Annotated in this window: 22 protein-coding genes and 1 tRNA gene; 10 read left to right on the forward strand and 13 right to left on the reverse strand. The window is 69.2% G+C overall.

What is annotated here, in order from left to right; all coding sequences use genetic code 11:
* Positions 1-120: 120 nt before the first annotated feature.
* The 6 genes from aceE (at position 121) to AC1DCT_RS03080 (ending at position 7,758) form a co-directional block, all read left to right on the forward strand.
* Positions 121-2,844 (forward strand): pyruvate dehydrogenase (acetyl-transferring), homodimeric type, encoded by a 2,724-nt coding sequence (gene aceE, locus AC1DCT_RS03055; RefSeq protein WP_440731917.1) that lies wholly within the window; start codon positions 121-123, stop codon positions 2,842-2,844.
* Between the two features lie 13 nt (positions 2,845-2,857).
* A complete protein-coding gene (locus tag AC1DCT_RS03060; RefSeq protein ID WP_477427402.1) occupies positions 2,858-4,084 on the forward strand; it encodes a PucR family transcriptional regulator in 1,227 nt (408 codons plus the stop codon).
* 109 nt (positions 4,085-4,193) lie between these two features.
* Positions 4,194-5,129, forward strand: a complete 936-nt coding sequence (locus tag AC1DCT_RS03065; RefSeq protein WP_477427404.1) for an ACP S-malonyltransferase — start codon at positions 4,194-4,196, stop codon at positions 5,127-5,129.
* Positions 5,126-6,124 carry a beta-ketoacyl-ACP synthase III gene (locus AC1DCT_RS03070; RefSeq protein ID WP_477427406.1) on the forward strand — a complete coding sequence of 333 codons (999 nt, stop codon included), beginning with the start codon at positions 5,126-5,128 and terminating at the stop codon, positions 6,122-6,124. Before AC1DCT_RS03065 ends, AC1DCT_RS03070 begins: the two co-directional genes overlap by 4 nt.
* A 62-nt stretch (positions 6,125-6,186) precedes the next feature.
* The gene (locus tag AC1DCT_RS03075; RefSeq protein ID WP_045270633.1) at positions 6,187-6,435 is read left to right on the forward strand and encodes an acyl carrier protein; all 249 of its coding nucleotides are present in this window, start codon (positions 6,187-6,189) and stop codon (positions 6,433-6,435) included.
* Between the two features lie 81 nt (positions 6,436-6,516).
* Complete coding sequence (locus AC1DCT_RS03080) at positions 6,517-7,758, forward strand: beta-ketoacyl-[acyl-carrier-protein] synthase family protein (RefSeq protein WP_441977837.1); 1,242 nt, start codon at positions 6,517-6,519, stop codon at positions 7,756-7,758.
* A 286-nt stretch (positions 7,759-8,044) separates the two neighbouring features.
* Here AC1DCT_RS03080 and AC1DCT_RS03085 read toward each other — a convergent pair whose 3' ends face one another.
* The gene (locus tag AC1DCT_RS03085) at positions 8,045-8,545 is read right to left on the reverse strand and encodes a DUF3145 domain-containing protein (protein ID WP_477427408.1); all 501 of its coding nucleotides are present in this window, start codon (positions 8,543-8,545) and stop codon (positions 8,045-8,047) included.
* Positions 8,546-8,725: 180 nt separating this feature from the next.
* Positions 8,726-9,499, reverse strand: coding sequence for a hypothetical protein (locus tag AC1DCT_RS03090; protein WP_440731923.1), 774 nt, complete (start codon positions 9,497-9,499; stop codon positions 8,726-8,728).
* Between the two features lie 174 nt (positions 9,500-9,673).
* On the opposite strand from AC1DCT_RS03090, the gene AC1DCT_RS03095 reads away from it, so the two are divergent.
* Together AC1DCT_RS03095 and AC1DCT_RS03100 are read left to right on the forward strand one after the other, a co-directional pair.
* On the forward strand, positions 9,674-11,674 hold the full coding sequence (locus tag AC1DCT_RS03095; protein WP_477427410.1) for a DUF262 domain-containing protein: 2,001 nt from the start codon (positions 9,674-9,676) through the stop codon (positions 11,672-11,674).
* Positions 11,674-12,951, forward strand: coding sequence for an alpha/beta fold hydrolase (locus AC1DCT_RS03100; protein ID WP_441977839.1), 1,278 nt, complete (start codon positions 11,674-11,676; stop codon positions 12,949-12,951). The genes AC1DCT_RS03095 and AC1DCT_RS03100 overlap by 1 nt, the downstream gene beginning before the upstream one ends.
* Before the next feature lie 51 nt (positions 12,952-13,002).
* On the opposite strand, the gene AC1DCT_RS03105 is transcribed toward AC1DCT_RS03100, so the two are convergent.
* Together AC1DCT_RS03105 and AC1DCT_RS03110 are read right to left on the reverse strand one after the other, a co-directional pair.
* A complete protein-coding gene (locus tag AC1DCT_RS03105; protein WP_477427412.1) occupies positions 13,003-13,527 on the reverse strand; it encodes an SRPBCC domain-containing protein in 525 nt (174 codons plus the stop codon).
* Entirely contained in the window at positions 13,524-13,841 is a 318-nt protein-coding gene (locus AC1DCT_RS03110) for an ArsR/SmtB family transcription factor (RefSeq protein WP_441977841.1), read from the reverse strand. Before AC1DCT_RS03110 ends, AC1DCT_RS03105 begins: the two co-directional genes overlap by 4 nt.
* Before the next feature lie 147 nt (positions 13,842-13,988).
* On the opposite strand from AC1DCT_RS03110, the gene AC1DCT_RS03115 reads away from it, so the two are divergent.
* Positions 13,989-14,195, forward strand: coding sequence for a CsbD family protein (locus AC1DCT_RS03115; protein WP_440731928.1), 207 nt, complete (start codon positions 13,989-13,991; stop codon positions 14,193-14,195).
* 84 nt (positions 14,196-14,279) lie between these two features.
* On the opposite strand, the gene AC1DCT_RS03120 is transcribed toward AC1DCT_RS03115, so the two are convergent.
* The 5 genes from AC1DCT_RS03120 to AC1DCT_RS03140 form a co-directional block, all read right to left on the reverse strand.
* On the reverse strand, positions 14,280-16,085 hold the full coding sequence (locus AC1DCT_RS03120) for an alpha/beta fold hydrolase (protein WP_477229005.1): 1,806 nt from the start codon (positions 16,083-16,085) through the stop codon (positions 14,280-14,282).
* Complete coding sequence (locus tag AC1DCT_RS03125; RefSeq protein ID WP_477427414.1) at positions 16,082-16,681, reverse strand: TetR/AcrR family transcriptional regulator; 600 nt, start codon at positions 16,679-16,681, stop codon at positions 16,082-16,084. Before AC1DCT_RS03125 ends, AC1DCT_RS03120 begins: the two co-directional genes overlap by 4 nt.
* Positions 16,682-16,766: 85 nt before the next feature.
* Positions 16,767-16,840, reverse strand: a tRNA-Ile gene (locus AC1DCT_RS03130).
* Positions 16,841-16,887: 47 nt separating this feature from the next.
* Positions 16,888-17,418, reverse strand: coding sequence for a gamma carbonic anhydrase family protein (locus AC1DCT_RS03135; RefSeq protein WP_477427416.1), 531 nt, complete (start codon positions 17,416-17,418; stop codon positions 16,888-16,890).
* A 40-nt stretch (positions 17,419-17,458) separates the two neighbouring features.
* Complete coding sequence (locus AC1DCT_RS03140; RefSeq protein WP_477427418.1) at positions 17,459-19,582, reverse strand: acyltransferase family protein; 2,124 nt, start codon at positions 19,580-19,582, stop codon at positions 17,459-17,461.
* A 204-nt stretch (positions 19,583-19,786) separates the two neighbouring features.
* On the opposite strand from AC1DCT_RS03140, the gene AC1DCT_RS03145 reads away from it, so the two are divergent.
* Positions 19,787-20,272 carry a Dps family protein gene (locus AC1DCT_RS03145; protein ID WP_440731933.1) on the forward strand — a complete coding sequence of 162 codons (486 nt, stop codon included), beginning with the start codon at positions 19,787-19,789 and terminating at the stop codon, positions 20,270-20,272.
* Between the two features lie 36 nt (positions 20,273-20,308).
* Here AC1DCT_RS03145 and AC1DCT_RS03150 read toward each other — a convergent pair whose 3' ends face one another.
* The 4 genes from AC1DCT_RS03150 to AC1DCT_RS03165 all read right to left on the reverse strand — a co-directional run bounded on the left by AC1DCT_RS03150 (position 20,309) and on the right by AC1DCT_RS03165 (position 24,686).
* Positions 20,309-20,980: a response regulator gene (locus AC1DCT_RS03150; protein WP_477427420.1), complete on the reverse strand. Its 672-nt coding sequence runs from the start codon at positions 20,978-20,980 to the stop codon at positions 20,309-20,311.
* 76 nt (positions 20,981-21,056) lie between these two features.
* Complete coding sequence (locus AC1DCT_RS03155; RefSeq protein WP_477427422.1) at positions 21,057-22,421, reverse strand: sensor histidine kinase; 1,365 nt, start codon at positions 22,419-22,421, stop codon at positions 21,057-21,059.
* Positions 22,422-22,530: 109 nt separating this feature from the next.
* Complete coding sequence (locus AC1DCT_RS03160) at positions 22,531-24,039, reverse strand: amidohydrolase (protein WP_477427424.1); 1,509 nt, start codon at positions 24,037-24,039, stop codon at positions 22,531-22,533.
* A complete protein-coding gene (locus AC1DCT_RS03165) occupies positions 24,036-24,686 on the reverse strand; it encodes an FMN-binding negative transcriptional regulator (protein WP_477427426.1) in 651 nt (216 codons plus the stop codon). Before AC1DCT_RS03165 ends, AC1DCT_RS03160 begins: the two co-directional genes overlap by 4 nt.
* Positions 24,687-24,715: the final 29 nt, after the last annotated feature.

The following is a 24,715-nucleotide window of genomic DNA, read 5'->3' on the forward strand; positions in this document are numbered from 1 at the left end:
CCTGACCGCTGGGAGGGCTAGGCTGAGATCCGCGCGTCTTTTGTGCGGAGTCGACAAGCCTCCCCGGCGCCGCATCCCGATTTCGTTGGCATGACCTGCCAGACAGACGAAAGGCCTCCTGTGACTGTTCACGACCAGGATCCGTACTCCCAGGGCCCGCTCGACAGCGATCCCGAAGAGACCAGCGAATGGCAGCAATCGCTCGACGAACTCGTCGACGCGAAGGGCCACGGCCGCGGCCGCGAGATCATGCTCAGCCTGCTGAAGCGCTCGAAGGACCTGCATTTGGGCGTGCCGATGGTCCCGACCACGGACTACATCAACACCATCGCCCCGGAGAACGAGGCCGCCTTCCCCGGCGACGAGGACCTCGAGCGCCGATACCGGCACTGGATCCGCTGGAACGCCGCGATCACCGTGCACCGCGCGCAGCGGCCCGGCATCGGCGTCGGCGGTCACATCTCCACCTACGCCTCGGCCGCCTCGCTGTACGAAGTCGGCCACAACCACTTCTTCCGCGGGCGCGATGACGCTGCCGGCGGGGACCAGATCTTCTACCAGGGCCACGCCTCCCCCGGCATGTACGCCCGCGGCTTCCTCGAGGGCCGGATCACCGAGCAGCAGCTCGACGCGTTCCGCCAGGAGAAGTCCGGCGCCCCGAACGGCCTTCCCTCATATCCGCACCCGCGGATGATGCCGGAGTTCTGGCAGTTCCCGACCGTGTCGATGGGCCTCGGACCGATCAACGCGATCTACCAGGCGATGACGAACAAGTACCTCGCCAACCGCGGCATCAAGCAGAACGACTCCCATGTGTGGGCGTTCCTCGGCGACGGCGAGATGGACGAGGTCGAGTCGCGGGGCCAGCTCCAGGTGGCCGCGAACGAGGGTCTGGACAACCTCACCTTCGTGATCAACTGCAACCTGCAGCGCCTCGACGGTCCGGTCCGCGGCAACGGCAAGATCATCCAGGAGCTGGAGAGCTTCTTCCGCGGGGCCGGCTGGAACGTCATCAAGGTCGTCTGGGGCCGGGAGTGGGACGACCTGCTCGCCCGCGACACCGACGGCGCCCTGCTGAACCTGATGAACGTCACGCCCGACGGCGACTACCAGACCTTCAAGGCGGAGAGCGGCGCCTACGTGCGCGAGAACTTCTTCGGCCGCGACGAGCGCGCGCTCGCCCTGGTCAAGGACTACTCCGACGACGACATCTGGCACCTGCGCCGCGGCGGCCACGACTACCGCAAGGTGTACGCCGCCTACAAGGCAGCGATGGAGCACAAGGGCCAGCCGACCGTCATCCTCGCCAAGACCGTCAAGGGCTACGGCCTGGGTCCGCACTTCGAGGGCCGCAACGCGACCCACCAGATGAAGAAGATGACGCTGGACGACCTCAAGCTGTTCCGCGACACCATGCACATCCCGATCTCGGACGCGCAGCTCGAGGCCGACCCGTACCGTCCGCCGTACTACCACCCGGGACAGAACGACGAGACGATCCAGTACATGCTGGAACGCCGTCGCGACCTGGGTGGCTTCCTCCCCGAGCGCCGCAGCACTCACGTCGGCCTGAACCTCCCCGAGGACAAGGACTACGCGCTGCCGAAGAAGGGATCCGGCAACCAGGAGGTCGCCACGACCATGGCCTTCGTGCGCATGGTCAAGGACCTCATGCGGGTCAAGGGCTTCGGCGAGCGGATCGTCCCGATCATCCCCGACGAGGCGCGCACGTTCGGCATGGACGCGTACTTCCCCACGGCGAAGATCTACAACCCGAACGGCCAGAACTACACTGCGGTCGACCGGGAGCTGCTGCTCGCGTACAAGGAGAGCCCGCAGGGGCAGATCATGCACGTGGGCATCAACGAGGCCGGCGCGGCTGCGGCGTTCACCGCCACCTCGACGGCGTACTCCACGCATGGCGAGCCGCTCATCCCGATCTACATCTTCTACTCGATGTTCGGCTACCAGCGCACCGGCGACGCGTTCTGGGCGGCCGGCGACCAGATGGGCCGCGGCTTCATCATCGGCGCCACGGCCGGTCGCACCACGCTGACCGGCGAGGGCACGCAGCACGCGGACGGCCAGTCCCCGCTGCTCGCCTCGACCAACCCCGCCACGCTCGTCTACGACGCGGCGTACGGCTACGAGGTCTCGCACATCGTGCAGGCCGGCATCGAGCAGATGTACGGCGGCACCCACCCGAACCCGGACGTCATGTACTACCTGACGGTGTACAACGAGCCGATGCGGATGCCGGCAGAACCTGCGGACGTGGACGCGGAGGGGATCCGGAAGGGTCTGCACCGCATCTCCGTCGGATCCGGCGAGGGGCAGCGCGTGCAGTTGCTCGCCTCGGGCGTCGGTGTGCCGTGGGCGATCGAGGCACAGGAGCTGCTGCTCGCCGATTGGGGCGTGTCCGCGGACGTGTGGTCGGTCACCTCGTGGACCGAGCTGCGCCGCGACGGCCTGGCCGTCGACGAGCACAACTTCCTGCACCCGGACCAGGAGCCGCAGACGGCGTACCTCACCGAGAAGCTGAAGGACGCCCAGGGTCCGTTCATCGCGACGAGCGACTACATGCACGCGGTGCAGGACCAGATCCGCCAGTGGGTCCCCGGTGCGTACTACACGCTGGGCGCCGACGGCTTCGGCTTCGCCGACACGCGTGCCGCCGCTCGCCGCTTCTTCAAGATCGACGGCCCGTCCATGGTCGTCCGCGCTCTGCAGGCGCTCGCGGACGAGGGGCGGATCGACCGCTCCGTCGTGGGACAGGCGATCGCGAAGTACGACCTGTACAACGTGAACGCCGGCACCAGCGGCAACGCCGGTGGCGACAGCTGATGCCAGCGGCACGATGAGCAGACCTCCCGAGATGACCAAGGAGGAGACGCTGGCGTGGCTGCGCCGCATCTCCGGGGATCTCGCCACGGCGACCCTGCAGCGTCTCGAGGACTCGCTGCCCTGGTACGCCGAGATGCCACCGGCCCGACGCTCCGCCGTCGGGCTGGTGGCCCAGGCGGGCATCACCTCGTTCATCCAGTGGTACGACGACCCCACGTCGACCCCCTGGATCGCCGCGGACATCTTCGCCGCCGCACCGCGTGAGCTGCTGCGCAGCGTGAGCCTGCAGCAGACGCTGCAGCTCATCCGCGTCACCGTCGAGGTGACAGAGGAGCGCGTGGCAGGCAACGGCCAGCACCTGCGCGACGCCATCCTGCTGTACTCGCGCGACGTGGCCTTCGCGGCCGCCGATGTGTACGCGCGCGCCGCCGAGGCCCGAGGGCTGTGGGACGCGCGCCTGGAGGCGCTCGTCGTGGACTCGATCCTCACGGGCGAGGCCGATGAGGAGCTGCCGAGCCGCATCGCCGCCCTCGGCTGGCACGGCCACGGCGAGGTCTGCGTGATCGTGGGCACCACGCCGCCGCAGTTCGACGTCGACCAGGTGCGCCGCACCGCCCGCAAGCTGGCCGTCGACGTGCTGATCGGCGTGCAGGGATCCCGACTCGTGCTGGTGGTCGGGCGCGCCAAGCCCGCTGCCACGGACGATGGTACGGACGGCGCCGAGCCCGCCGAGTTCTCCTTCGCGGAGATCGCGCGCACCTTCGAGCCGTCCTTCGGCCCCGGACACGTCGTGGTCGGCCCTGCCGTCGCCGCACTCGTCGACGCCGGCCAGAGCGCCCGGGCCGCCCTGGCCGGGTTCGCCGTGGCGCGCGCCTGGCGCGGCGCACCGCGGCCTGTCGATGCCGACGAACTGCTGCCGGAACGCGCGATCGCCGGCGACCCGCTGGCCAAGCAGACGCTGATCGAGCGCGTGTTCCGTCCGCTGCACGATCACTCCACGGATCTGGTCACGACGCTGTGGAGCTACCTCGACAACGGTCGGTCGCTCGAGGCGACCGCGCGGGAGCTGTTCGTGCACCCGAACACCGTGCGCTACCGCCTGAAGCGCATCAGCGAGGTGATCGGCTGGGACGCCACCGGTCCGCGCGAGGCCTTCATCCTGCAGACGGCGCTCGTGCTCGGCACGATCGGCACCGCCGATCCGGTCCGCCGCGGACTTCGTCCTCGTCGCCCGCGTTGATCCTTCGACGGCACGATGGCGAACGCGTTGTACATCTCGGATAACCGATCTGCGGATTCTTGTGAGGGTTGAGCCACCGAAACCGACGGATCGTTGGCAGACTGGGAACGTGATCGTCTTCGCATGCCCTGGACAGGGCTCCCAGACCCCCGGCTTCCTCTCCCCCTGGCTCGAGCTCGACGGCGTCGCCGACGACCTCGCCGCGTACTCGGAGGCCGCCGAGGTCGACCTGATCCAGCACGGCACAGTCTCCGACGCCGACACGATCCGCGACACCCGGATCGCGCAGCCCCTGATCGTCGCCGCCTCGCTGGTGGCGGCGAAGGCCCTGCGGGAGCGCGCGGGCCGTGGTCCGGACGGGATCGCCGGCCACTCGGTCGGCGAGTTCGCCGCCGTGTCGGACGCCGGCGTGATCCCCGCGGAGACCGCGATGCGCCTGGTCGGCATCCGCGGCCGCGCGATGGCCGACGCCGCCGGCAGGACCCCGACCGGGATGAGCGCCGTCCTGGGCGGCGACGAGGAGGCCGTGCTCGCACTGCTGTCCGATCTCGACCTCACCCCTGCCAACTACAACGGCGGCGGTCAGATCGTCGCCGCAGGCGCCCTGCCGGCCCTGGCGGCGCTGGCCGAGGCCCCCGTGCGCGGATCCCGCGTGATCGCGCTGCAGGTCGCCGGCGCGTTCCACACGCACTACATGGCCTCCGCCGTCGACACTCTGCGCGAGGCCGTCGCCGGCGTCGACGCCTCCGACCCGACGGTGACGCTCTGGACGAACAAGGACGGATCCGTCCTCGCCGACGGCGTCACGGCGCTGGAGAACCTCGTCACCCAGGTCTCCTCCCCCGTACGGTGGGACCTGTGCATGGCTTCGTTCGCCGAGCGCGGCATCACCGGCCTCATCGAGCTGACCCCGGCGGGCGCCCTCACCGGTCTTGCCAAGCGCGGGCTGCGCGGCGTTCCCGCCGTCGCTGTGAAGACCCCGGACGACCTCGACGCGGCGGTGGCGCTGCTGAACGGCGCTGACAACAACGGAGAAGCAGCATGACCACGCTTAAGCAGGCCACCGGCCCCGCGTACACCCGCATCTACTCCGTGGGCGCCGCCCGCGGAGAGAACGCCGTTCCGAACGAAGACCTCATCGGCCCGATCGATTCGAGCGATGAGTGGATCCGTCAGCGCACAGGCATCATCACACGTGCCCGTGCGGTGCCGACCACCGACGCGATCGATCTGTCGACGACGGCCGGGATCGAGGCGATCGAGAAGTCCGGCGTGGCGCCGTCCGACATCGACCTTGTGATCGTGGCCACGATCAGCAACCCGAAGCAGACCCCCTCCGTCTCGGCGATCGTCGCCGACCGGGTCGGCGCGAACCCCGCCGCCGCCTACGACCTCAACGCCGCGTGCGCCGGCTACGCCTATGCCGTCGCCCAGGCCGATGCCCTGATCCGCGCCGGCGCCGCGCGGTACGCGCTCGTCATCGGCGCGGAGAAGCTCTCGGATGTCGTGGACCCGACGGACCGGAGCATCTCGTTCCTGCTCGGCGATGGAGCGGGCGCCGTCGTGGTCGGCCCCAGTGACTTCCCCGGGATCTCCGGCACGGTCTGGGGTTCGGACGGTTCGAAGGCCGATGCGGTCGGCATGAACCACACCCTCACCGAGTTCCGCGACGGGCAGGCGCCCTGGCCGACCCTGCGCCAGGAGGGCCCGACGGTGTTCCGCTGGGCCGTCTGGGAGATGGCCAAGGTCGCCAAGCAGGCGCTCGAACAGGCCGGCGTCGAGGCATCGGATCTGGCCGCCTTCATCCCACACCAGGCCAACATGCGCATCGTCGACGAGTTCGCCAAGCAGCTGAAGCTGCCCGAGACGACCGTGATCGCGCGCGACATCGAGACCACCGGCAACACCTCTGCCGCGTCGATCCCGCTCGCCACGCACCGCCTGCTGCAGGAGCACCCCGAACTCAGCGGCGGACTCGCCCTGCAGATCGGTTTCGGCGCCGGCCTGGTGTTCGGCGCGCAGGTCGTCGTGCTCCCCTGACCGGGCGCCGCCGACTCCTAGACTGTTCACCGGTTCCCAACCATCCAAAGAAAGAGGAAATCATGGCCTTCAGCAACGACGAGGTCCTCGCTGGCCTTGCAGAGCTCATCACCGACGAGACCGGCATCGACGCCTCGGAGGTCGCTCTGGAGAAGTCCTTCACCGACGACCTGGACATCGACTCGATCTCCATGATGACGATCGTCGTCAACGCCGAGGAGAAGTTCGGCGTCACCATCCCCGACGACGAGGTCAAGAACCTCAAGACCGTCGGTGACGCCGTGAGCTTCATCGTCGCCGGCCAGGAGTGACACCCGCGGATGCCACCCCCGCGCTTCTGCGGGGCGTGGCATCCTCCTCTTCCCCACCCTGATCCCCAGAAGGAACCACGCATGACCAAGCGCATCGTCGTCACCGGCATAGGTGCCACGTCCGCCCTGGGCGGCACCGCCCCGGAGAACTGGGCGAATCTGCTCGCCGGCGTCTCCGGCACGCACACCCTCACCCACGACTGGATCGAGACGTACCAGATCCCGGTGACGTTCGCTGCGGAGGCATCCGTCCGCCCGGAGGAGGTCCTTCCCCGGCACGAGGCCAAGCGCCTGGATCCTTCGGTGCAGTTCGGCATGATCGCCGCCCGCGAGGCCTGGGCCGACGCGGGAGCCCCCGACATCGCCCCGGAGCGCCTCGGCATCGACTGGGCCACCGGCATCGGCGGCCTGTGGACCCTGCTGGATGCCTGGGACACGCTGCGTGAGAAGGGCCCGCGCCGGGTCATGCCCCTCACCGTGCCGATGCTCATGCCCAACGCGGGCGCGGGCAACCTGTCGCTGCATTTCGGTGCGAAGGCCTTCGCGCGCACCGTCGTGAGCGCATGCGCCTCCAGCACCGAGTCGATCGCGAACGCCTACCAGCATCTGCAGGACGACCTCGCCGACGTCATCATCGCCGGTGGCGCGGAGTCCGCGATCCACCCGATCACCATGGCCTCGTTCGCGTCTGCGCAGGCCCTGTCGCGTCGCAACGACGACCCCGAGCACGCCTCGCGCCCCGGCGCGATCGACCGTGACGGCTTCGTCATGGGCGAGGGCGGCGCAGCCCTGGTCATGGAGACCGAGGAGCACGCCAAGGCCCGCGGCGCGAAGATCTACGCCTACGTGGTGGGCGGAGGCGTCTCTGCGGACTCGTACCACATCACCGGCAACGACCCCGAGGGCCATGGCGCGGCCCGCGCCGTGGAGCAGGCGCTGGCACAGGCCGGCGCGACCCCCGACGAGGTCACGCACATCAACGCGCACGCCACGTCGACCCCGGTCGGCGACCCGAACGAGTACGGCGCCCTGAAGCGCGTCTTCGGCGACCGGATCGACGAGATCCCGGTGTCGGCGACCAAGGCGTCCACCGGGCATCTGCTCGGCGGCACGGGCGCGCTCGAGGCGGTCTTCACGATCCTCGCGCTGCGCGACCGTGTGGCTCCGCCGACGATCAACATGACCGAGCCGGATCCGGCGGTGCCGTTCAAGCTCTCCGGTGAGGCGCAGCCGCTCGGCGACGGCCCGCAGCTCGCGATCAGCAACTCGTTCGGCTTCGGCGGGCACAACGCGGTCGTCGCGTTCCGCTCCTACGACGGCTGATCCGCACGGACGAGAATCGCCCCGGTCGCTTCCTCATCGAAGCGGTCGGGGCGATTCTCATTCTTTTCGGTTGTGCTGTTCTGTTATCTCTCCGGCCCAGGACCGGGGATACGCTTTCTCGGGTTCCGGGTCCTTGCTCTCCGACCCCCGATAATCGCGCCTCCTCCGATCCCCGCCCCTTCGTGTGATCCGGTGCCCTCGATCCCTCGGACCCCGGAGACCGGATCACACGAGTCCTTTTCCGACCCGCCAGCGCCGCGGTCAACCCACCCGCCAGCGCAGCGGCCTATCCCACCTTGTGGAGCCAGACCACGCGGGCGTCGTCGCTCGCATGCCGGAACGGCTCGAGCTCCTCGTCCCATGCGGATCCGAGTGCGACGTCGAGTTCGCGCTGCAGCTCGATCGGGCTGCCGGCGGCGATCTCGATGGCGTAGCGGATCCGGTCCTCGCCGACGACGATGTTGCCTGCCGCGTCGGTCTGCGCATAGTGCACACCCAGGTCGGGCGTATGCAGCCACCGGCCTCCGTCACTGCGCGGGGTCGGATCCTCCGTCACCTCGAACCGGAGGTGCTCCCAGCCGCGGATCGCGGTCGCGAGAGCGGCGCCCGTGCCCACGGGACCGTCCCAGTAGAACTCGGCCCGGCGGGCGCCATCGAGGACGGGCTGCTCGGTCCACTCGAAGTTGACGGCGCGCCCGATAGCGCGTCCGACCGCCCATTCCAGGTGCGGGCAGAGCGCGCGCGGTGCGGAGTGGATGTACACCACTCCGCGTGCTTGTGCTGCCATGGTCTCTCCGTTTCATCAGGTGCGTCTTCCCCTACGACCTGATCCGCGAAGCACGGCGTTATGCGGTTATGGGCCCATTCTCACTGATCATCGGCGAAATCACAACTGTGTAACTCATTGCGAAAAGGAAACGGTCCCCGGCGCCGAAGCGCCGAGGACCGTCTATAGGACGAGGGAGGCTCAGGCCTCGCTCATCGCGATCTTCTCCTTCTGACCCTTCGCGGCGTAGTACGCGGCGCGGGCCGCGTCACGGCGGGCCTGCTCCTCGTAGCCGGCGTCGAGGGTCGCCTGGTCGACAGGGTAGTTCTCCACCTCGTCCGTGCCGTGGTACTTCTCGATGTAGGCGTCCAGCTCGGGGCCGGAGGTCCACGACGTGATGAGGCAGTAGCGCGGCTCGGTGCCGTTGTGGGTGGCGGCGTGCCAGAGGCGCTGCGTGTCGACGATCAGCTGCGCGCCGGCCGGAAGGGCGATGCGGTACTCGACGCTCGGGTCGGTGCGGTTCTCGCGCAGGACGAAGTAACTGTCCTTGTCGTCGGTGAGGTTGAAGAAGCCGCGCACGACCCAGCCGGTGCCGTCCGGGTTGAGGCGGTTGTTGTCGTCCTGGTGCAGGTTGTAGAGGCACTCGCCGTAGGGCGTGGGCTGCAGCTCGATGACACGGCAGCGACCGACGTTCGCACCCGGCTCCTGCGCACGGCGCGTCAGGTTCGGGGCCTTCGAGGTCTGCGCGTCGATCCAGACGCCGTCCTTGTCGGTGCGCGGGGGCACGTGGTTCCAGAAGCCGTTGCACTCGATCTCGCCCTTGGCGGAGGCGAGCGGAGCGAAACGGGTGTCACCCGAGGACTTCCAGTCGTTGTACTCGATGTCGAGCCACTCCTTGGGGTCGAGCTCCTGGTTGTAGCTGTCGAGGACGACGAAGCCCTTGTCCTCGAGGGCGGCGGACTTGATGTATGCCATGAGCGAGTCATGTCCTTTCATAAAGGGGCCAGCACGTTTTAACAGGCCCTTCTTAGGACAGCCTAACAGCGCGCCTTCGACGCACCCGGAGGGCCGGCCGTGAATATCCAGGCGCCTCCGGTCGCTGAATAGACTGGTCCCGGCAGCACGCGATCCGAGGAGAAGCCCAGCAGCATGAGCACGGCCACGAACGTCGAAGCAACCGCAGTCTCAACGATCGAGTGGCTCTCCTCCCCCGCGACCACGATCGTCGTGCCGGTCTACCAGCGCCAGTACCGCTGGGACATCGGCGGCTGCGAGAAGCTCCTGTCCGACATCCGCGCCGTGGCGGACGAGGACGACGCGCATCGGCACTTCATCGGCTCGATCCTCTCCGCCGAGGACCATGCCCACCCGGACGCCGACCTGATCCTGATCGACGGTCAGCAGCGCATCACGACGCTCATGCTGCTCATCGCGGCCCTGCACCACGCGGTGCGCGAGATCGATCAGGAGCTCGCCGACGAGCTGGCGCGGGTGCTGGTGCGACCCGACGACGCGCACCGCACCAAGCTCCGCCCGCATGAGGCCTGGGCCGGCCTGTTCGAGTCCGTCGTGCTGGACCGGCGCGGCCCCGACCAGCCGGAGTCGCGCTTCGACGACAACTACGCGTTCTTCCGGTCCCAGGTGCACGCCGACGAGGCGCCGCGGATCTGGCGAGGGCTGCAGAAGCTCGAGCACGTCTCGATCACCCTCGGCGAGGCCGCCAACGCGCAGCAGATCTTCGAGAGCCTCAACTCCACCGGAGAGCCGCTGCGCGATCACGAGCTGATCCACAACTACATCCTCATGGGACTCTCGCACGCGCAGCAGCAGCAGGTCGAGGAGGACTTCTGGCTGCCGATCGAGCGCAACACGGGCGAGGCGATCGGCGCATTCTGGCGCCACTTCCTGATCATGACCACCGGCCGCGAGGTGTCCGTCGATGGCGAGCACGGCGTCTACAGCGCGTTCCGGCATGAGTTCCCGCACATGGGCATGGAGGACCTGCCGGCGCAGGCGAGCGTGTGGCGGGAGTTCTCGGACATCTACCGGATCCTGCTGAATCCCTCGCAGGAGCAGGATCCAGAGATCCGGCGGCAGCTGGTCTACGTCAACACCTTCGGGCGCTCCACGTATCCGCTCGTGCTCAGCGCCTATCGCGACCACCAGCTCGGCCTGATCTCCAAGGACGAACTGGTGCAGACGCTGGAGCGGATGCAGTCGATGCTGCTGCGCCGCGCGGTCGTCGGCATCCCGAACGACCGTCTCATCGCCCGACTCTGCCGTGCCAGGGCACAGGGACCGGAGGAGCTGCTGCGCGCCTTCGCCCGGATCACGCCGTCGGACGAGCGGATCCGGGTGGCGCTGAAGTTCACCGACCTCCCTCACGCACTGTACGTGCTGGGCCGGATCGAAGGCGTCGCCGACCCCGGTGGCTTCGACGTCGAGCACATCGTGCCGACCGCGCCGCACGACTCCTGGTCCGGCGACGGCGTGCGTGCATGGAGCGAGTACTCCGAGGACGAGCAGAACAGCCACCGCGCCCTCGCCGGGACGCTGGGCAACCTGACCCTGCTGGAGGAGCCTCTCGCCGAACGCGTCTACGGCGCGTCGTTCCCGGACAAGCGCGATGCCTACCGCCGCAGCAGGGTCGATGAGAACACCGCCCTCGCCGGTCTCGACGCGTGGGGCACCGCGGCGATCGCGGAGCGGACGGCCGCGCTCACCGACGCGTTCGTGCAGGTGTGGCGCCGACCTGCCGTCGTGGACATCGACGACGACGGACTCACCCCGATCCTCGACGCCGTGCGACGGCGCGGCTGGCCGACCGGATGGGAGCGGGAGTTCGACTACGTCGAGTATCGCGGTGAGCGCTGGGAGGTTCCGGACGTGAAGTACCTGTTCAACCGCGTCTTCCGGCGCGGCTGGACGGACACGCGCGACGCTCTCGACGCGTTCAACAACCGCAACGGCGGGCCGATCTACGACGAGAAGGCGTGGAACGGGACCTGGGACGAGCTGGACGAGGGCCACTTCCTCTACATGGGGTGGGACGCGAAGTACATGATGAGCGCGGTGCAGGGCCTCTTGGAGGAGTCGGGCCTGGCCGCGGAAGTGTTCGTGAAGTACTCCTACATCGGGAATGTGATGTGATGACGATCTCTGCCGCCGCTCCTTTCGAGAGCACTGTGATCCGCCGCCGGATGATGGACCTCGCCGTCGAGGAGCACACCCTCACCGTGCCGCTCGTGTGGTCGGATCCCTCCGACAGCCGCACGATCGACGTATTCGCCTCCGTCGTCGCACGCGAGGGCGGAGAGGATCTTCCCTATCTGGTCTTCCTCCAGGGTGGCCCCGGTTCCGAGGCGCCCCGCGCGCTTCATGCGCCGGCGGCGCCGTCGTGGCTGGATCAGGCCCTTCAGCACCACCGCGTGGTCATGATCGATCAGCGCGGCACCGGTCGGTCCACCCCGGTCGGCGACGGCATCCTGTCCCTCGGGTCGGAGACGGTGGCGGAGTACCTCACCCATCTGCGCGCGGATGCGATCGTGCGGGACTGCGAGGCGATCCGTTCGCATCTGGGAGTTGACCGCTGGAACGTCCTCGGGCAGTCGTTCGGCGGATTCACGACTCTCGCGTACCTCTCCACCGATGCCTCGTCGATCGATCGCGCGTACCTGACCGGCGGCCTCAGCACGGTGACACGCAGTCCAGACGAGGTGTACGCGCTCTGTTACGAAAAGATGCGCGATGCGTCGGAGCGGTACTACCGGCGCTTCCCCGAACACCGCGAACGCATGCGCCGCCTGGTGGATCTCGCATCGGCCGGCGAGATCGTGCTGCCGAGCGGCGAGGTCGTCTCGCCGTCCCGGTTGCGCTCGGTGGGATCCGCCCTGGGCACCAACGACGGTTGGCAGACGCTCTGGCAGCTTCTCGAACTGGATCCGTCGAGCAACGCGTTCCGCTACGACCTCGCGAGCGCGATGCCGTTCGGCGGTCGCAACCCGCTGTACTTCGTCTTCCACGAGTCCAGCTATGCGAACGGCCATGTCACGGACTGGTCGGCCGAGCGCGTCGAGCCCGACGACTTCGTCCAGGATGTCACGCTGTTCACCGGCGAGCACATCCGTCGCGACTGGACGGAGACGGTCCCGGCTTTCCAGCCGTGGCGTGAGGTCGCACTGATCCTGGCCGACCACGAATGGCCCGCGATCTACGATCCTGCGGCGTTGGCCGCATCCGGTGTGAAGGGCGCCGCCTCCGTCTACGTGAATGACCCGTACGTTCCGATCGAGTACTCGCTCGAGACCGCGGCGCTGCTTCCGGATCTGCGTCTGTGGGTCACGAGCGAGCACGAGCACAACGGGTTGCGCGCCGGGCGCGTGTTCGAGCACCTCGTCGACCTCGCCCACGACCGCCGGGTGCGCTGACCCCCGCCGACCTGACCCCGACGCTGACGCACGGGAGCGGTGCGCGCGGCGTCAGCCGACGCGCACCGCCTCGTAGCCGGGCAGCAGTGCCTGCCAGCGCTCCTTCCAGGCCGGCGCCGGCTGGGACGAGGACCACCCGGTCGGATGCGCTGTCGCACCTGACTCCAGCGCACGCCGGAGGTCTTCGAGATGCACCTGCCATCCCGCGGCGTGGAAGTGGAGCACTCCGACGCCCAATCCGCGTTCCTCAACGACCAGCCGGGATCTCTCCCCCTCAGCGGACAGCCAGGCCTCGATCACCGTCTCCTCGTCCGTGCCCGGTTCCTGGGTGAGGACAAGGTGATGCGGAGCCTCGCAGACGTCGATCCGCATGGATCCGGTCCAGGTGCTCGTGAAGGTGGCGCGCAGCATGCCACCCGGACGGAAGTCGCCCGCCAACTGGGCGATCCAGCGCGCCGCGCGCTCCGGATCCGTGCACGCCTGCCACAGGTCGTCCACGTCGGTGTCGTAGACGTCCTCCACGCGGATCGCGCCCGTGGCGTCGTCGAGCTCCCACATCGTGCCGGTCATGATCATGTCCTGTCCTTCTTCCCTCGGGCGATCTCGGTATGCAAGGCGTCGAGTCGCTGCGTCCACAGATCGCGGTACCGTTCGAGCCACTCGTCGAGGTCGGCGAGCGCTTCCGGCCGCAGCCGGTAGATGCGCCGCTGTGCATCCTGTCGCACGTCGACCAGACCCGCTTCGCGCAGCACCCGCAGGTGGCGGGACACTCCCGGCCGCGCGATCGGCAGCGCATCGGCCAGCTCCCCCGCGGTCGCATCGTGAACCCGCAGGATGTCCAGCACGACGCGCCGGTTCGGGTCGGCGAGGGCCTGCAGTACGGCGTCCATGGCCCTGAACGTACCGCATCGGGTACGTACCCACAAGGTTACATTCGGGCGGAACATAGCGGCGTCGCGTGCGCTCGTCAACCCCGTGGTGTTCGATCCGCCGTCCTGTGAACGTGAGATCCACGACACACGAGAGGAGGGGCGCACATGAGCGCTGCAGACCACGTGAAGAACGCGGCGGAGAAGATGTCCGGCAAGGTCAAAGAGGGGGCCGGCAAGGTCACCGACAACGAGGAACTCGAGAACGAGGGCCGGATGGATCAGGCCAAGGCCGACCTCAAGGAGGCGGGCGAGCACCTGAAGGACGACGCGAAGAACGCCGGCGAGCACATCAAGGACGCGATGGACCGCTGATACGAACAGACGCGCCGCCCCGCCGGACATCTCCCCGATGCCCGGCGGGGCGAACGCGACATCACGCTGACTCGTCTGCGTGCGTCACACCCGGGCGCCGTCGAACGATCCCGTCAGCACATCGACAAGAGCATGCCCGTGCGTCAGCTGCGGGTGGTGTCCGGCACCGGGCACCGAGATCAGCTCGACGTTCGGACGCGACCTGAGCATCTCCTCCACTCCGGGATCGAGCGGATCCTTGCTTCCCGTGATGATGCGGATCGGGCCGTCGAATCGCCCGAGCACCTCTCGGAGCTCGGACCGCCACCGGGCCGAACTCGCCAGGGCGAGCTGCGCAGCGACCCTCGCAGCCCCGCTGCGCTTGAGATCGCCGACGGTGGACTCGAGAGCGGCTGCGCTCGCGTCCGACCCGGTGAGCCGGAACGACAGCCGCACCGGGTCGATGCGGCGCAGGTAGGCGCGTACGAACGGCCGCAGGCTCGCTGAGACTCCGGCCCGGGGCTGGAGGAAGAACGGCGCGACCAGAGTGAGCGACGTGACCCGGCCCGGGAGCCGATCGGCCGCGAGCACCGCCGCGGCCGAACCGAGCGAATGGCCGATGATCTCGACGGGCTCCTCGCCCAGCAGGCCCGGCAGCCACCGATCCCAGTCCCGCACTCCGGTGCCACCGCTGAGACCGAGGCCCGGGAGGTCCAGGGCGCGCGCATCGACGGCCTCGGCGACCTCGGTCCAGGTGTCGGCGTTGACGGGCAGCCCCGGGAGGATCAGCCGGGTGGCGTCGCGCCGGCCGAGCTCGAACGTCTTCAGCCCGCCGACGTCCACGAACCTCCGGTCGTCGGCCCCGGCACGGCCGAAGCGATGCGCCGCCAGATGGTCGGCCCAGCGATCGAGGGAGACCAGAACGTCCGGCGTGCGGATCCCGTTCCGCTGTGCCAGCTCGATCGCGGATGCCGTCGGATAGCGGTCATCCGACAGGAAGCCGAGCGTCTCGGGATCCGCCTTGGTGATGCGCGACGGAAGCCGCTTGATGACACCGACGGGCACGCGCAGCCACGGAACCTTCGCGCCGAGGTGCCGGCCGACGTGCGTGAGCAGCTCCGCCAGCGGCGGGGTGTCGTCGTCGAGGATCCAGTACGCCTTGCCGACGGCGGTCGGATCGCTCGCCGCGGCCGCCATGAACGCCGCCAGGTAGTCGACCGTGAGAACGGGCAGGAACGTGCCCCTGCCCGCGGGCAGCGCGGTCGCCGTCCCGTCCCAGATCTGCTCGATCGTGGTGGCCAGCCCGATGTGCTGATCGGACTCCCCCGTCGCGCTGTCGCCGATCACGCTCGCCGGATTGACGATCGTCCACGGGATCCCGTGCTCGTTGGCCTCGGCCTGGAAGATGGCGTCGGATTCCACCTTGGATGCCTCGTAGCCGCCGAGCTCCTTGTAGACCGCGGCACGATGTGCGTCCGACCACGGGACCGTGGCAGGATCCTGTCCCCCGACCCGGTAGCCGGAGATGTGGACGACGCGCTGCAGCTCGGGAAGCCCCTCGGCGAACTCGATCAGCTTCTCGACGATGCCGACGTTCGCGCCGCGCGCCTCCTGGGCGGGCATACCGAACCGGTAGGAGCCTGCGCAGTTGTGGATCTCGGTGACGGACGGGAACGCCGCGGCACCGCCGGAGACGATCTCCGGCGCATCGAAGTCGACGATCGTCGTGCTGATGCTGCGCGTCAGACCGTGCTCGCTCAGCCATCGTTCGACGCGTGCTGCAGATGCGGCACTCCGCACCGCCGCGGTGACGTTCGCACCGGACTCCGCGAGGGTCAGCACGAGGTGCCGGCCGATCAACCCCGAGGCCCCGAAGACCAGCGCGTGACGGGGCGCCTCCTGCGCGGTCATCGCGTGATCCCCTCAGTCTGGATGCGCTGCTCGATGAGCGTCGCCACGACGTCGGCGGCCGCGATCAGGGGTTGGACGCTCCGCATGGCACGGGAGACGATCACCGCTCCCTCGATCGTGGAGACGACGACCGTCGCGAGGGTACGGGCCTCTTCGGCGCCGATGCCTCCGGCTTCGAGGAGCGCGGCCGTCGGCGTGATCCAGGACGTGAAGGCCGTCGCGCACGCCTGTCGGATCCGCTCGCTCTCCGCACCCATCTCGAGAGTGACCACCGAGACCGGGCAACCCAGCCGGAAGTCGCTTTCGCTGACGATGTCCGCCAATGCCTCGATCACGACGCGGGCCGTCGCAGCCGCGCCGTCCGCCGACTCGGCAGCCTCCGCGATCAAGGTCTCGAACTGTGTCGTGGCGAGCTCGACCGCGGCGACGCCCAGGCCTTCCTTCCCGTCGGGGAAGTGGAAGTAGATCGATCCCTTGGGTGCCGCGGCGTGGTCTGTCACCGCGTTCAGGCCCGTGCCGCTGTAGCCGCTGGTCTGGATGAGTTCGAGCATGGACTCTGTGAGCCGTGCCTTCGTGAGGTCTCCCTTTGATGCCATGGACATAAGAATAGACCGGTCTACATATTTTGCAAGTCGACGAGAAGGCATCGCGAGATCGCGTCGCGTGCGGGGATCGGAAGTGTGGGGCGGGCGGGACTTGAACCCGCGATCGTTGGGTTATGAGCCCACTGCCTTCACCAGCTTGGCCACCGCCCCGGAACTTCGAGACTACCGGGCCAGGGCGACCCTCCGGTGCACGCAGCTCAGAGCGGACTCGCCTGCCGGTGCAGTGCCGAGTGCCCGCGGTAGACCCGGGCGTTCTGGCGCAGCCCTTCCCTCTCCTCGGCAGAGAGTTCGCGGCGGACCTTGGCCGGCACTCCCGCGACGAGCGATCCGTCCGGCACTTCCATGCCGCTCAGCACCAGCGCGCCGCCGGCGATGAGACATTCGGATCCGATCACGGCCCCGTTCAGCACGACGGCTCCCATGCCGATCAGCGATCCGTCCCCGATCGTGCAGCCGTGCACGACCGCGTTGTGCCCTATCGAGACATCGTCGCCGATGATGACGCCATAACCGGGGTCGACGTGCACCGAGACGCTGTCCTGCGCGTTGCTGCCGGCGCCGATCCGGATCTCCGCCGAATCCGCGCGCAGCACGGCGTTGTACCAGACGCTGGAGCCCTCGCCGATCGTCACCGCCCCGATCACTTTCGCGCCCGCGGCGAGGAACGCCGTGGAATCGATGACGGGGATTCGGCCGGGCAGGGACAGGACGGTGGCATCGTCGCTCATACTGCGACCCTATCCGCCCCGTCCCCGCGCGCGTCCCCGATCAACCGATCCCCATCGCGCTCTTCAGCGCCGCCGTGTACTGCGGAGCGAGGGAGTTCGCGAACGTCACCGTGATGTGGTCCTGGTCGCGGTAGATGTTGGCTCCGCCGACCACCGCACGGCAGTTCTCGTCGTCGCAGAAGACCTTCGTGAAGTCGAGCAGCGTGATGTCCTTCTGACCGTCCGCGGCCGCACGCAACGGGTCCTTCTCGGTCAGCAGGTCGGTGCGCGGGCCGTCGCAGGCGCTCTGTGCGCGGGTGCGCAGGCACTTGTTCGGGTCGGTCTCCCACACGGGGTTGTCGACGACGGTGATCACGGGCGTCCCCTTGGACGTCTGCGTGGCCCAGGCCTCTCGGTATCCGGCTACCGCCGCATCGTAGGAGGAGTCATGCTCCCCCGCTGCGTACGGCGTCGTGGAGAGCGCGGCGGTGAAGATCGCATCGAAGTGCCGCTTCTCGAGCTGCTTCGCCACCGCGGCGCGATACTGCGTGCACGCGTCGCCGAACGCCCCGCCGGTGGACAGCGGCGTGGTGTTCCACGGACAGGCGCCCTTGAAGTACGTGGTGAGGTGCCATCCTTCCTTCTCCGCGATCCCCTGGAACGTGGTGAGCAGCTGGTACGCGTGGCTGTCGCCGATCAGTGCGACCTGCTTGGCGTTCGGATCCTTCGAGCCGAACTCGCACGAGACCGGCCGAGCATCATTGAGCTGCACGAAGCACTGGGACGCCTCCGGGCGGTCCACTCCCGCGAAGCCTGGGGCGGGAAGGATCTCGTCGGTCTTCTTCCCTGCGCAGGATTCATCGAGGACCGCGGCGGCGCCGAAGCACGCCGGGGGGTTCGCACGGAGTTCGGCGATGGCCTGCACGCCCTGCTGGTAGGTGCCCGCGTTCGCAGCCCAGCCCGCGCCCGCGGCGCCCGCGACGATCACCATCGCAGCGAGTGAAGCCCACAGCGACAGCCGGGGCTTGCGCGAAGTGAGCGGCTTCCAGGTGCGGGCCGGATCCTCGACGAACTTCTTGGTGAGCCAGGCCAGCACGAAGCAGATGCCGACCAGCGCGACGCGGTGGTAGATCGTGAGGCCCCAGAACGGCACGGACGGCGCGATGATGATGAGCGGCCAGTGCCACAGGTACAGGCTGTACGAGATGTCGCCGGTGAAGCGCATCGGCCGGATCGCCAGGATGCGGGTCGGGTACCACCAGCGCTCGGTGTTGGAGGCGGCGATGATCGCCGCTGCCGCAAGTGTGGGGATCGCGGCCATGTAGCCGGGGAACGGCGTCTGCGCATCGAAGCGGTAGATCACGACGAGCAGCACGATGATGCCGCCCCAGCCCAGGATGAAGCTGCCGATCGCGTTGCTCACGCGCAGGCGGGGCACCAGGGCGAGCACCGCACCCACACCGAACTGCCACATCCGACCGAAGGTGACGAAGTAGGCGGGCGCCGGATTCGTCGCCGTGAACCAGACGCAGAACGCGAACGAGGCCACGGACACGATGCCGATCGCGATCGCCGCCGCGCGCAGCCGCGACCCGCGGAAATACTTGACCGCGATCCATGCCGCGAGCAGCATGATCAGCGGCCAGAGCACGTAGAACTGCTCCTCGAGCGACAGCGACCAGTAGTGCTGCACCATCGTCGGATCCCCGGCGTGCGCGAGGTAGTCGGCCGAGTTCAGCGCGAGGAACCAGTTCTCCACATAGAAGGTGGACGCCACGATCTCCTGCAGCTCCGCGGGGAGCTGGGACAGCGGCGACAGCACGGGGATCGCCGCGACGATCGCGCAGAACAGCAGCACGAGCAGCGACGCAGGAAGCAGACGTCGAGCACGGCGAGCCCAGAACTGACCGAGGTTCACCCTCCCCGTGGCGTTCAGCTCGCGCGCAAGGTGCGCGGTGATCAGGAACCCGGAGATCACGAAGAAGATGTCGACGCCGACGTAGCCGCCGCTCAGCCGTCCCGGCCAGAAGTGGTACAGCACGACGGCCAGCACCGCGATCGCGCGCAGACCCTGCACATGAGGGATGAAGTTCGATCCGACCTTCTGCGCGGCGGAGGTGCCCCGCGTTTCGGATGTACGGAGTCGGCGCAGGGCCGCACGGGAGGAGGTACCAGCTGTTGCCACCTGACGAAGGTATCCCGGATCGCTGAGTCCTCCCGTCGTCCACGCGGTGCGCTCGTGGATCCCAGGGAAGGCCAGCCTTGCCGAAATAGCATGTGACCTGCGAGTTAGCGTTGCCTCAGCTTGCTTGCGGAACAAACTGAGCCGAGTAGCGTTGCTCTCAAGACATCAGCACGCACGGATCCGAATGATCACCGAGGAGTCATCATGAGCAACGCCGAGACCATCACCCAGGCCACCGTCGACCCGACCGTCGCGGCCGGCGCCGCCCAGTTCCTGACCCCGGTCGTGCTGGGCCTCCAGGCGCTCACCGTGAACGGCAAGCAGGCGCACTGGCACGTGCGCGGCGCGAACTTCGTCGGCGTGCACGAGCTGCTCGACGTGATCGTCGACCACGCAGGAGACTTCGCCGACACCGCCGCGGAGCGCATCGTCGCTCTGGGCCTGCCGATCGACGCCCGCGTCACGGTCGTCGCCGAGAAGGCCGGCGCGACGCAGGTCCCCGCCGGATTCACCCGTTCGGACGACCTCGTGCGCGCCGTGATCGCCGACATCGACGCGATCCTCGTCAACGTGAAGGCCGCTGTCGAGGGCCTCGACGAGATCGACCTCACCAGCCAGGACGTGGCGATCGAGATCCAGCGCGGCCTCGAGAAGGACCGCTGGTTCCTCGTCTCGCACATCGCCGCCTGACCCACGGCGCACAGCTCGGAAGGACCTCCGCCCCGCTCAGGGACGGGGGTCCTTCTGCAAGTAGGCGAGCACGGCCAGCACGCGACGATGGTCGGTGCCGGAATCCTCGAGGCCGAGCTTGGCGAAGATGGCGGACACGTTCTTCTCCACCGCGCCCACCCCGATGCTCATGCCGGCTGCGATCGACGCGTTGCTGCGCCCCTCCGCCATCGCCTCGAGGACTTCGCGCTCCCGAGGGGTGAGACGACCGACCGGATCGGGTCCGGTACGCATCAGCTGCTGCACGACCCGAGGATCCAGCACCGTCCCGCCCTGGCTGACCTGCCGGACGGCTCCGGAGAGCTCTTCGAGTGAGGTGACCCTGTCCTTGAGGAGATAGCCGACTCCCCCGTCGCCGGCCCCGAGCAGTTCCCTCGCATAGACGCCTTCGACGTACTGGCTGAGCACGAGGATGCCCACCTCGGGGAGAGCCGCCCGCAGCGCCAGAGCTGCGCGGATCCCTTCGTCCCGGAACGACGGAGGCATCCGCACGTCCAGCACGGCCACCGTCGCGGCCGCAGCACGGGTGCGCGCCACCACGTCCTCGGCGTCGGCATACGCGCCGACGGTCTCGAATCCGGCCTCGGCGAGCAGACGCACGAGACCTTCGCGCAGCAGGATCGAGTCCTCGAAGAGGATCACCCGCAGCGGAGTCTGCTGATCGGTCACGCCCTTCAGACTAGGGCGCGGCAGGCCAGAGCGCGGGCGCTCATCGCGCCGTCGGTGCGGCCCGCGGCGGCGCAGCTCACGCGGAGACGGGCACCGTCACCGTCACGATGGTCGGGCCGCCGGCCGGGCTGTCGATGTGCATCGCGCCGCTCAGGCCCTGCACCCGCCGGGCAAGGCCTTCGAGTCCGCCTCCAGGGCGCGGGGCGGCACCGCCGTGACCGTCGTCCAGCACGGTGACGCGGACCACGGGTCCTTCCCGGACCGCGGTCACCGATGCGCTGTCCGCTCCCCCGTGCTTCACGGCGTTGGTCAGCAGCTCCGCGACCACGAAGTACAGGTTGCGCGCGGCCTCGGGGCTCAGTGCCGCCGTGATGGAAGGGGCGACCTCGACCCGAACCGGAAGCGCACTGGCGGCCGCGAGCCCGGCGATCGCCTCGGCGATCCCCCGGTCCTGCAGCAGCGGCGGCGCGACACCGCCGGCCAGCGCCCTCAGCTCGTCCAGCGCGGCCTGGGCGTGCCCGCGAGACTCCTGTGCGAGCGCCGCCACCGCCGCGGCATCGCCGTCCGCCGCGCGCCGCTCGAGCGCGGCGAGATCCATCTGCAGGCGCACCAGACGCTGCTGCGGGCCGTCGTGCAGGTCCCGCTCGAGCCGGCGCAGCCCGGCGTCCTCGGCCTGCACGGCCGCACCGCGGGAGGCATCCAGACCCTGGACCTGCGCCACCAGGTCGTCGGACTCCCATCGCCCGGTCAATGCGGCGGCGACCGTGCCGTGCAGGCGTGCGAGGCCGCTGAGCACGAGCGGCAGCGTTCCCAGGAAGACCAGCCCGACGACCAGGTACAGCATCGAGGCCCACCGATGCGGATCCGGAGACGGGTCGAACCCGCCGAAGATGTGCTGCACCGCCCAGGGGACCCAGACGCTCTCGGCGTTGCCGTCGGGGATGAACGACGACCAGAACCAGTACGTCGGGCCGCCGAGCGCCATCGAGACCCAGATCGTGGCGATGGCGAACGTGACGATCGCCACGATCGGGCGCACGAGCAGGCTCGACAGCAGCGCCATCCAGTAGTGCGCGTTCCGCAGCGGTTGCGTCAGACGGGCCCAGGACCCGGTGCCCTTCGTGCCGCGGCGCCAGTCGGGCGCGGCGATGGCGGGGTGGTCGGTCATCCGCAGCAGCGCCCGCTCCGCCTCGGCGAAGCCGCGGGCGACGTAGAGAGACCCGACCAGCACCGGCACTCCGATCACCAGCACGAGGGAGCCGATGCCGACGCCGAAGACGGTCCAGGTCACTCCCATCGCCAGGATCGCGAGCGGTACCGACAGCAGCACGAGGAAGAGCGCGTTGCCGGGCGCCGCAGCCCATGCCCGCCCATATCCGCGCCGGGGCGCGGCCGGCGGCGCCGGGAGGCGCGAGTCGAGGGAGCGGGTCGCGGTTGTCATCGGGAGATCTCCTGGTCCATGCCTCTGGTGCGCTGATTCGCACCGGCTTCCACGATGCCCGTCCTGATCTCGGCAGACCAGGGTGCGCGCTGCCGGATCCGAGCGGGGGTTATCCCCCGTACGTCACCCGCCCGCCGACGAGCGTCGCCGCGACCGGCATCGTACGGAGGGCCTGCGCGTCGGCGGCCGCCGGATCGGCGCCGAGCAGCACCAGATCGGCGACAGCACCGGGACGGATGCCGGCGCCGCCTCCGGTGCCGCCGCGGGCGCTCCCAGCGAGGGCGGTCTCGAGGTCGACCCGCTCCTCCGGATGCCACGGTGCGCGGTCGTCGTCGGTGCGGAAGACGGCCGCCGAGATCGCGTGCCACGGATCCAGGGCAGCCACCGGAGCATCGGATCCGAAGCGCAGCGTCGCCCCCGCCCGGTGCAGCGAGGCGAGCGGATAGCCGATCGCAGTCTGCTCTGCCCAGAGCGCATCGGCCGCATCGCGGTCGTCGAGGGCATGCTGCGGCTGCACACTCGCCGCGATGCCGAGGCGGCCGAACCGGGTGAGATCGCCATGGCGCACGAGCTGCGCGTGCTCGATCGTGCCCTGGGCGCCGGTGGCGGCGAACGCGTCGAGAGCTGCGGTGACCGCGAGGTCGCCGATCGCGTGCAGGGCGATCTCCAGCCCGGTCCCGGTGGCGCGCAGCAACAGCTCCTGCAGCTCGGCGGGCGGCACGGTGAGCACGCCGTGGTTGTGCGGATCGTCGGCATAGCCGTGGCTGCAGGCGGCGGTGCGCGTGCCCAGCGAGCCGTCGGAGATGATCTTCAGCGGCCCTGCGTGCACGAGTCCGAGCGGGTCCTGATCCATCGGCTGACCCGTGTGCAGTCCCTCGGCGATCGCACGGTCGAGGTCATGCGGATAGACGGCGAACTCGACGCGATGCGTGTCGAAGCCGTGCGCGAGGCGTCGTGCCCAGGCCTCGGCGTTCCACGCCATGTCGAAGTCCACCAGCCCGACGACGCCGCGGCCCGCGGCTCGTCGGGCGGCGGCGGCGACGGCCTCGTCGGCGACCACCGGATCCGCGGCGTTCAACCGGCGCGAGATCTCGAAGGCGTCCTCCTCGCGCAGCATCCCGTCCGCGGCGATGGGGAAGCCCTCCCGGCGGAAAGCGGCGGAGTTCAGCCACACGCTGTGCACGTCGGCGTTGATGAGATAGGTCGGGATCTCGCCGGTGTGCTCGTCGAGCAGGGCCAGCGTCGGCCGGTCCGACCAGCGCACGTCGCGGAAGCCGGATCCGACGCGGCGGCCGTCGCCGAGCACGGGCGCGAGCGACATGAGCGCGGCGGCCTCGACCGCGTTCGCGGTACCGGCGAGGTCCTCGCGCTGGGCGGCGAGTGCCCACTGCACGGTGTGCACGTGGTGATCCCACAGGCCCGGAACGATCCACGCCGCGTCGCCGTCGAGCACCTGACCGCGCAGCCGCAGCGCACCGGTGGGGGCGATGTCGACGATCCGGCCGTCTTCGAGCAGCACGTCCACCGGGCCGTCCACGGCCAGCAGCCGGCGGTCCGCGGTGGCGATGCGCACGGCGCGGATCGCGTCGATGTGCGCTCCGACGTCCGATGCCGTCATCGGGTGCCCGCCCGCGCGGCGAGCCGGGCGTCGTGTGCGCGCTGCATCTCCGCGGCCAGCATCGGATTCGCGTACGCCCCGTCACCCTGCAGCTCGAGGATCACGTTCTCGATCACGTCGTCGGGCTTGTTCTGGCTGAGCTTGCGCTTGGCGGTGACGCGCGTCGGGGTGAGCCGGAAGCCGACCGTGCCCGCCTCGAGCCGGCGCACGAACGCCTCGTCGTTGGGCGGGGACCAGATGCCGCGGGGGTCGGCGAGTCGGCCCTCGAAGTGGTCCACGAGATGACCGAGCACACGGAGGTTCTCCTCGGTGTCGAGCAGCTCCGGCACGCCGGACAGGTGCACCGCGACGTAGTTCCACGTCGGCACGGCGGCCGAGTCGCCGTACCAACCGGGCGAGATGTATCCGTGCGGCCCCTGGAAGATCACCATCAGCTCCTGGGATCCGAGCCCCAGCACGATGTCGTCCGGGCGGCCGACGTGCGCGACGATCGTGAGGTCGTCGCGGCCGGAATCGAGCAGCACCGCATAGTGCGACGCGGTCATGCCGTTCTCGTCGCGGCCCACCAGCGTCGCCCACGGGTTGGCGGCGATGATCCGCCGCAGTTCGGCGACGTCCGTCATGGCGAAACTCGGGTTCTGGCGCATGGTTTCAGCCTACGGTCGCTCGCCCGTCC

The sequence above is a fragment of the Microbacterium sp. 10L49 genome, assembly GCF_056395125.1.

What these genes read in the sequence shown, in the direction of transcription:
- AC1DCT_RS03060 (WP_477427402.1), top strand. Translation starts at nt 2,858, where the DNA reads ATGAGCAGACCTCCCGAGATGACCAAGGAGGAGACGCTGGCGTGGCTG.
- AC1DCT_RS03070 (WP_477427406.1), top strand. Translation starts at nt 5,126, where the DNA reads ATGACCACGCTTAAGCAGGCCACCGGCCCCGCGTACACCCGCATCTAC.
- AC1DCT_RS03075 (WP_045270633.1), top strand. Translation starts at nt 6,187, where the DNA reads ATGGCCTTCAGCAACGACGAGGTCCTCGCTGGCCTTGCAGAGCTCATC.
- AC1DCT_RS03080 (WP_441977837.1), top strand. Translation starts at nt 6,517, where the DNA reads ATGACCAAGCGCATCGTCGTCACCGGCATAGGTGCCACGTCCGCCCTG.
- AC1DCT_RS03085 (WP_477427408.1), bottom strand. Translation starts at nt 8,545, where the DNA reads ATGGCAGCACAAGCACGCGGAGTGGTGTACATCCACTCCGCACCGCGC.
- AC1DCT_RS03090 (WP_440731923.1), bottom strand. Translation starts at nt 9,499, where the DNA reads ATGGCATACATCAAGTCCGCCGCCCTCGAGGACAAGGGCTTCGTCGTC.
- AC1DCT_RS03095 (WP_477427410.1), top strand. Translation starts at nt 9,674, where the DNA reads ATGAGCACGGCCACGAACGTCGAAGCAACCGCAGTCTCAACGATCGAG.
- AC1DCT_RS03100 (WP_441977839.1), top strand. Translation starts at nt 11,674, where the DNA reads ATGACGATCTCTGCCGCCGCTCCTTTCGAGAGCACTGTGATCCGCCGC.
- AC1DCT_RS03105 (WP_477427412.1), bottom strand. Translation starts at nt 13,527, where the DNA reads ATGATCATGACCGGCACGATGTGGGAGCTCGACGACGCCACGGGCGCG.
- AC1DCT_RS03110 (WP_441977841.1), bottom strand. Translation starts at nt 13,841, where the DNA reads ATGGACGCCGTACTGCAGGCCCTCGCCGACCCGAACCGGCGCGTCGTG.
- AC1DCT_RS03115 (WP_440731928.1), top strand. Translation starts at nt 13,989, where the DNA reads ATGAGCGCTGCAGACCACGTGAAGAACGCGGCGGAGAAGATGTCCGGC.
- AC1DCT_RS03120 (WP_477229005.1), bottom strand. Translation starts at nt 16,085, where the DNA reads ATGACCGCGCAGGAGGCGCCCCGTCACGCGCTGGTCTTCGGGGCCTCG.
- AC1DCT_RS03125 (WP_477427414.1), bottom strand. Translation starts at nt 16,681, where the DNA reads ATGGCATCAAAGGGAGACCTCACGAAGGCACGGCTCACAGAGTCCATG.
- AC1DCT_RS03135 (WP_477427416.1), bottom strand. Translation starts at nt 17,418, where the DNA reads ATGAGCGACGATGCCACCGTCCTGTCCCTGCCCGGCCGAATCCCCGTC.
- AC1DCT_RS03145 (WP_440731933.1), top strand. Translation starts at nt 19,787, where the DNA reads ATGAGCAACGCCGAGACCATCACCCAGGCCACCGTCGACCCGACCGTC.
- AC1DCT_RS03155 (WP_477427422.1), bottom strand. Translation starts at nt 22,421, where the DNA reads ATGACAACCGCGACCCGCTCCCTCGACTCGCGCCTCCCGGCGCCGCCG.
- AC1DCT_RS03160 (WP_477427424.1), bottom strand. Translation starts at nt 24,039, where the DNA reads ATGACGGCATCGGACGTCGGAGCGCACATCGACGCGATCCGCGCCGTG.
- AC1DCT_RS03165 (WP_477427426.1), bottom strand. Translation starts at nt 24,686, where the DNA reads ATGCGCCAGAACCCGAGTTTCGCCATGACGGACGTCGCCGAACTGCGG.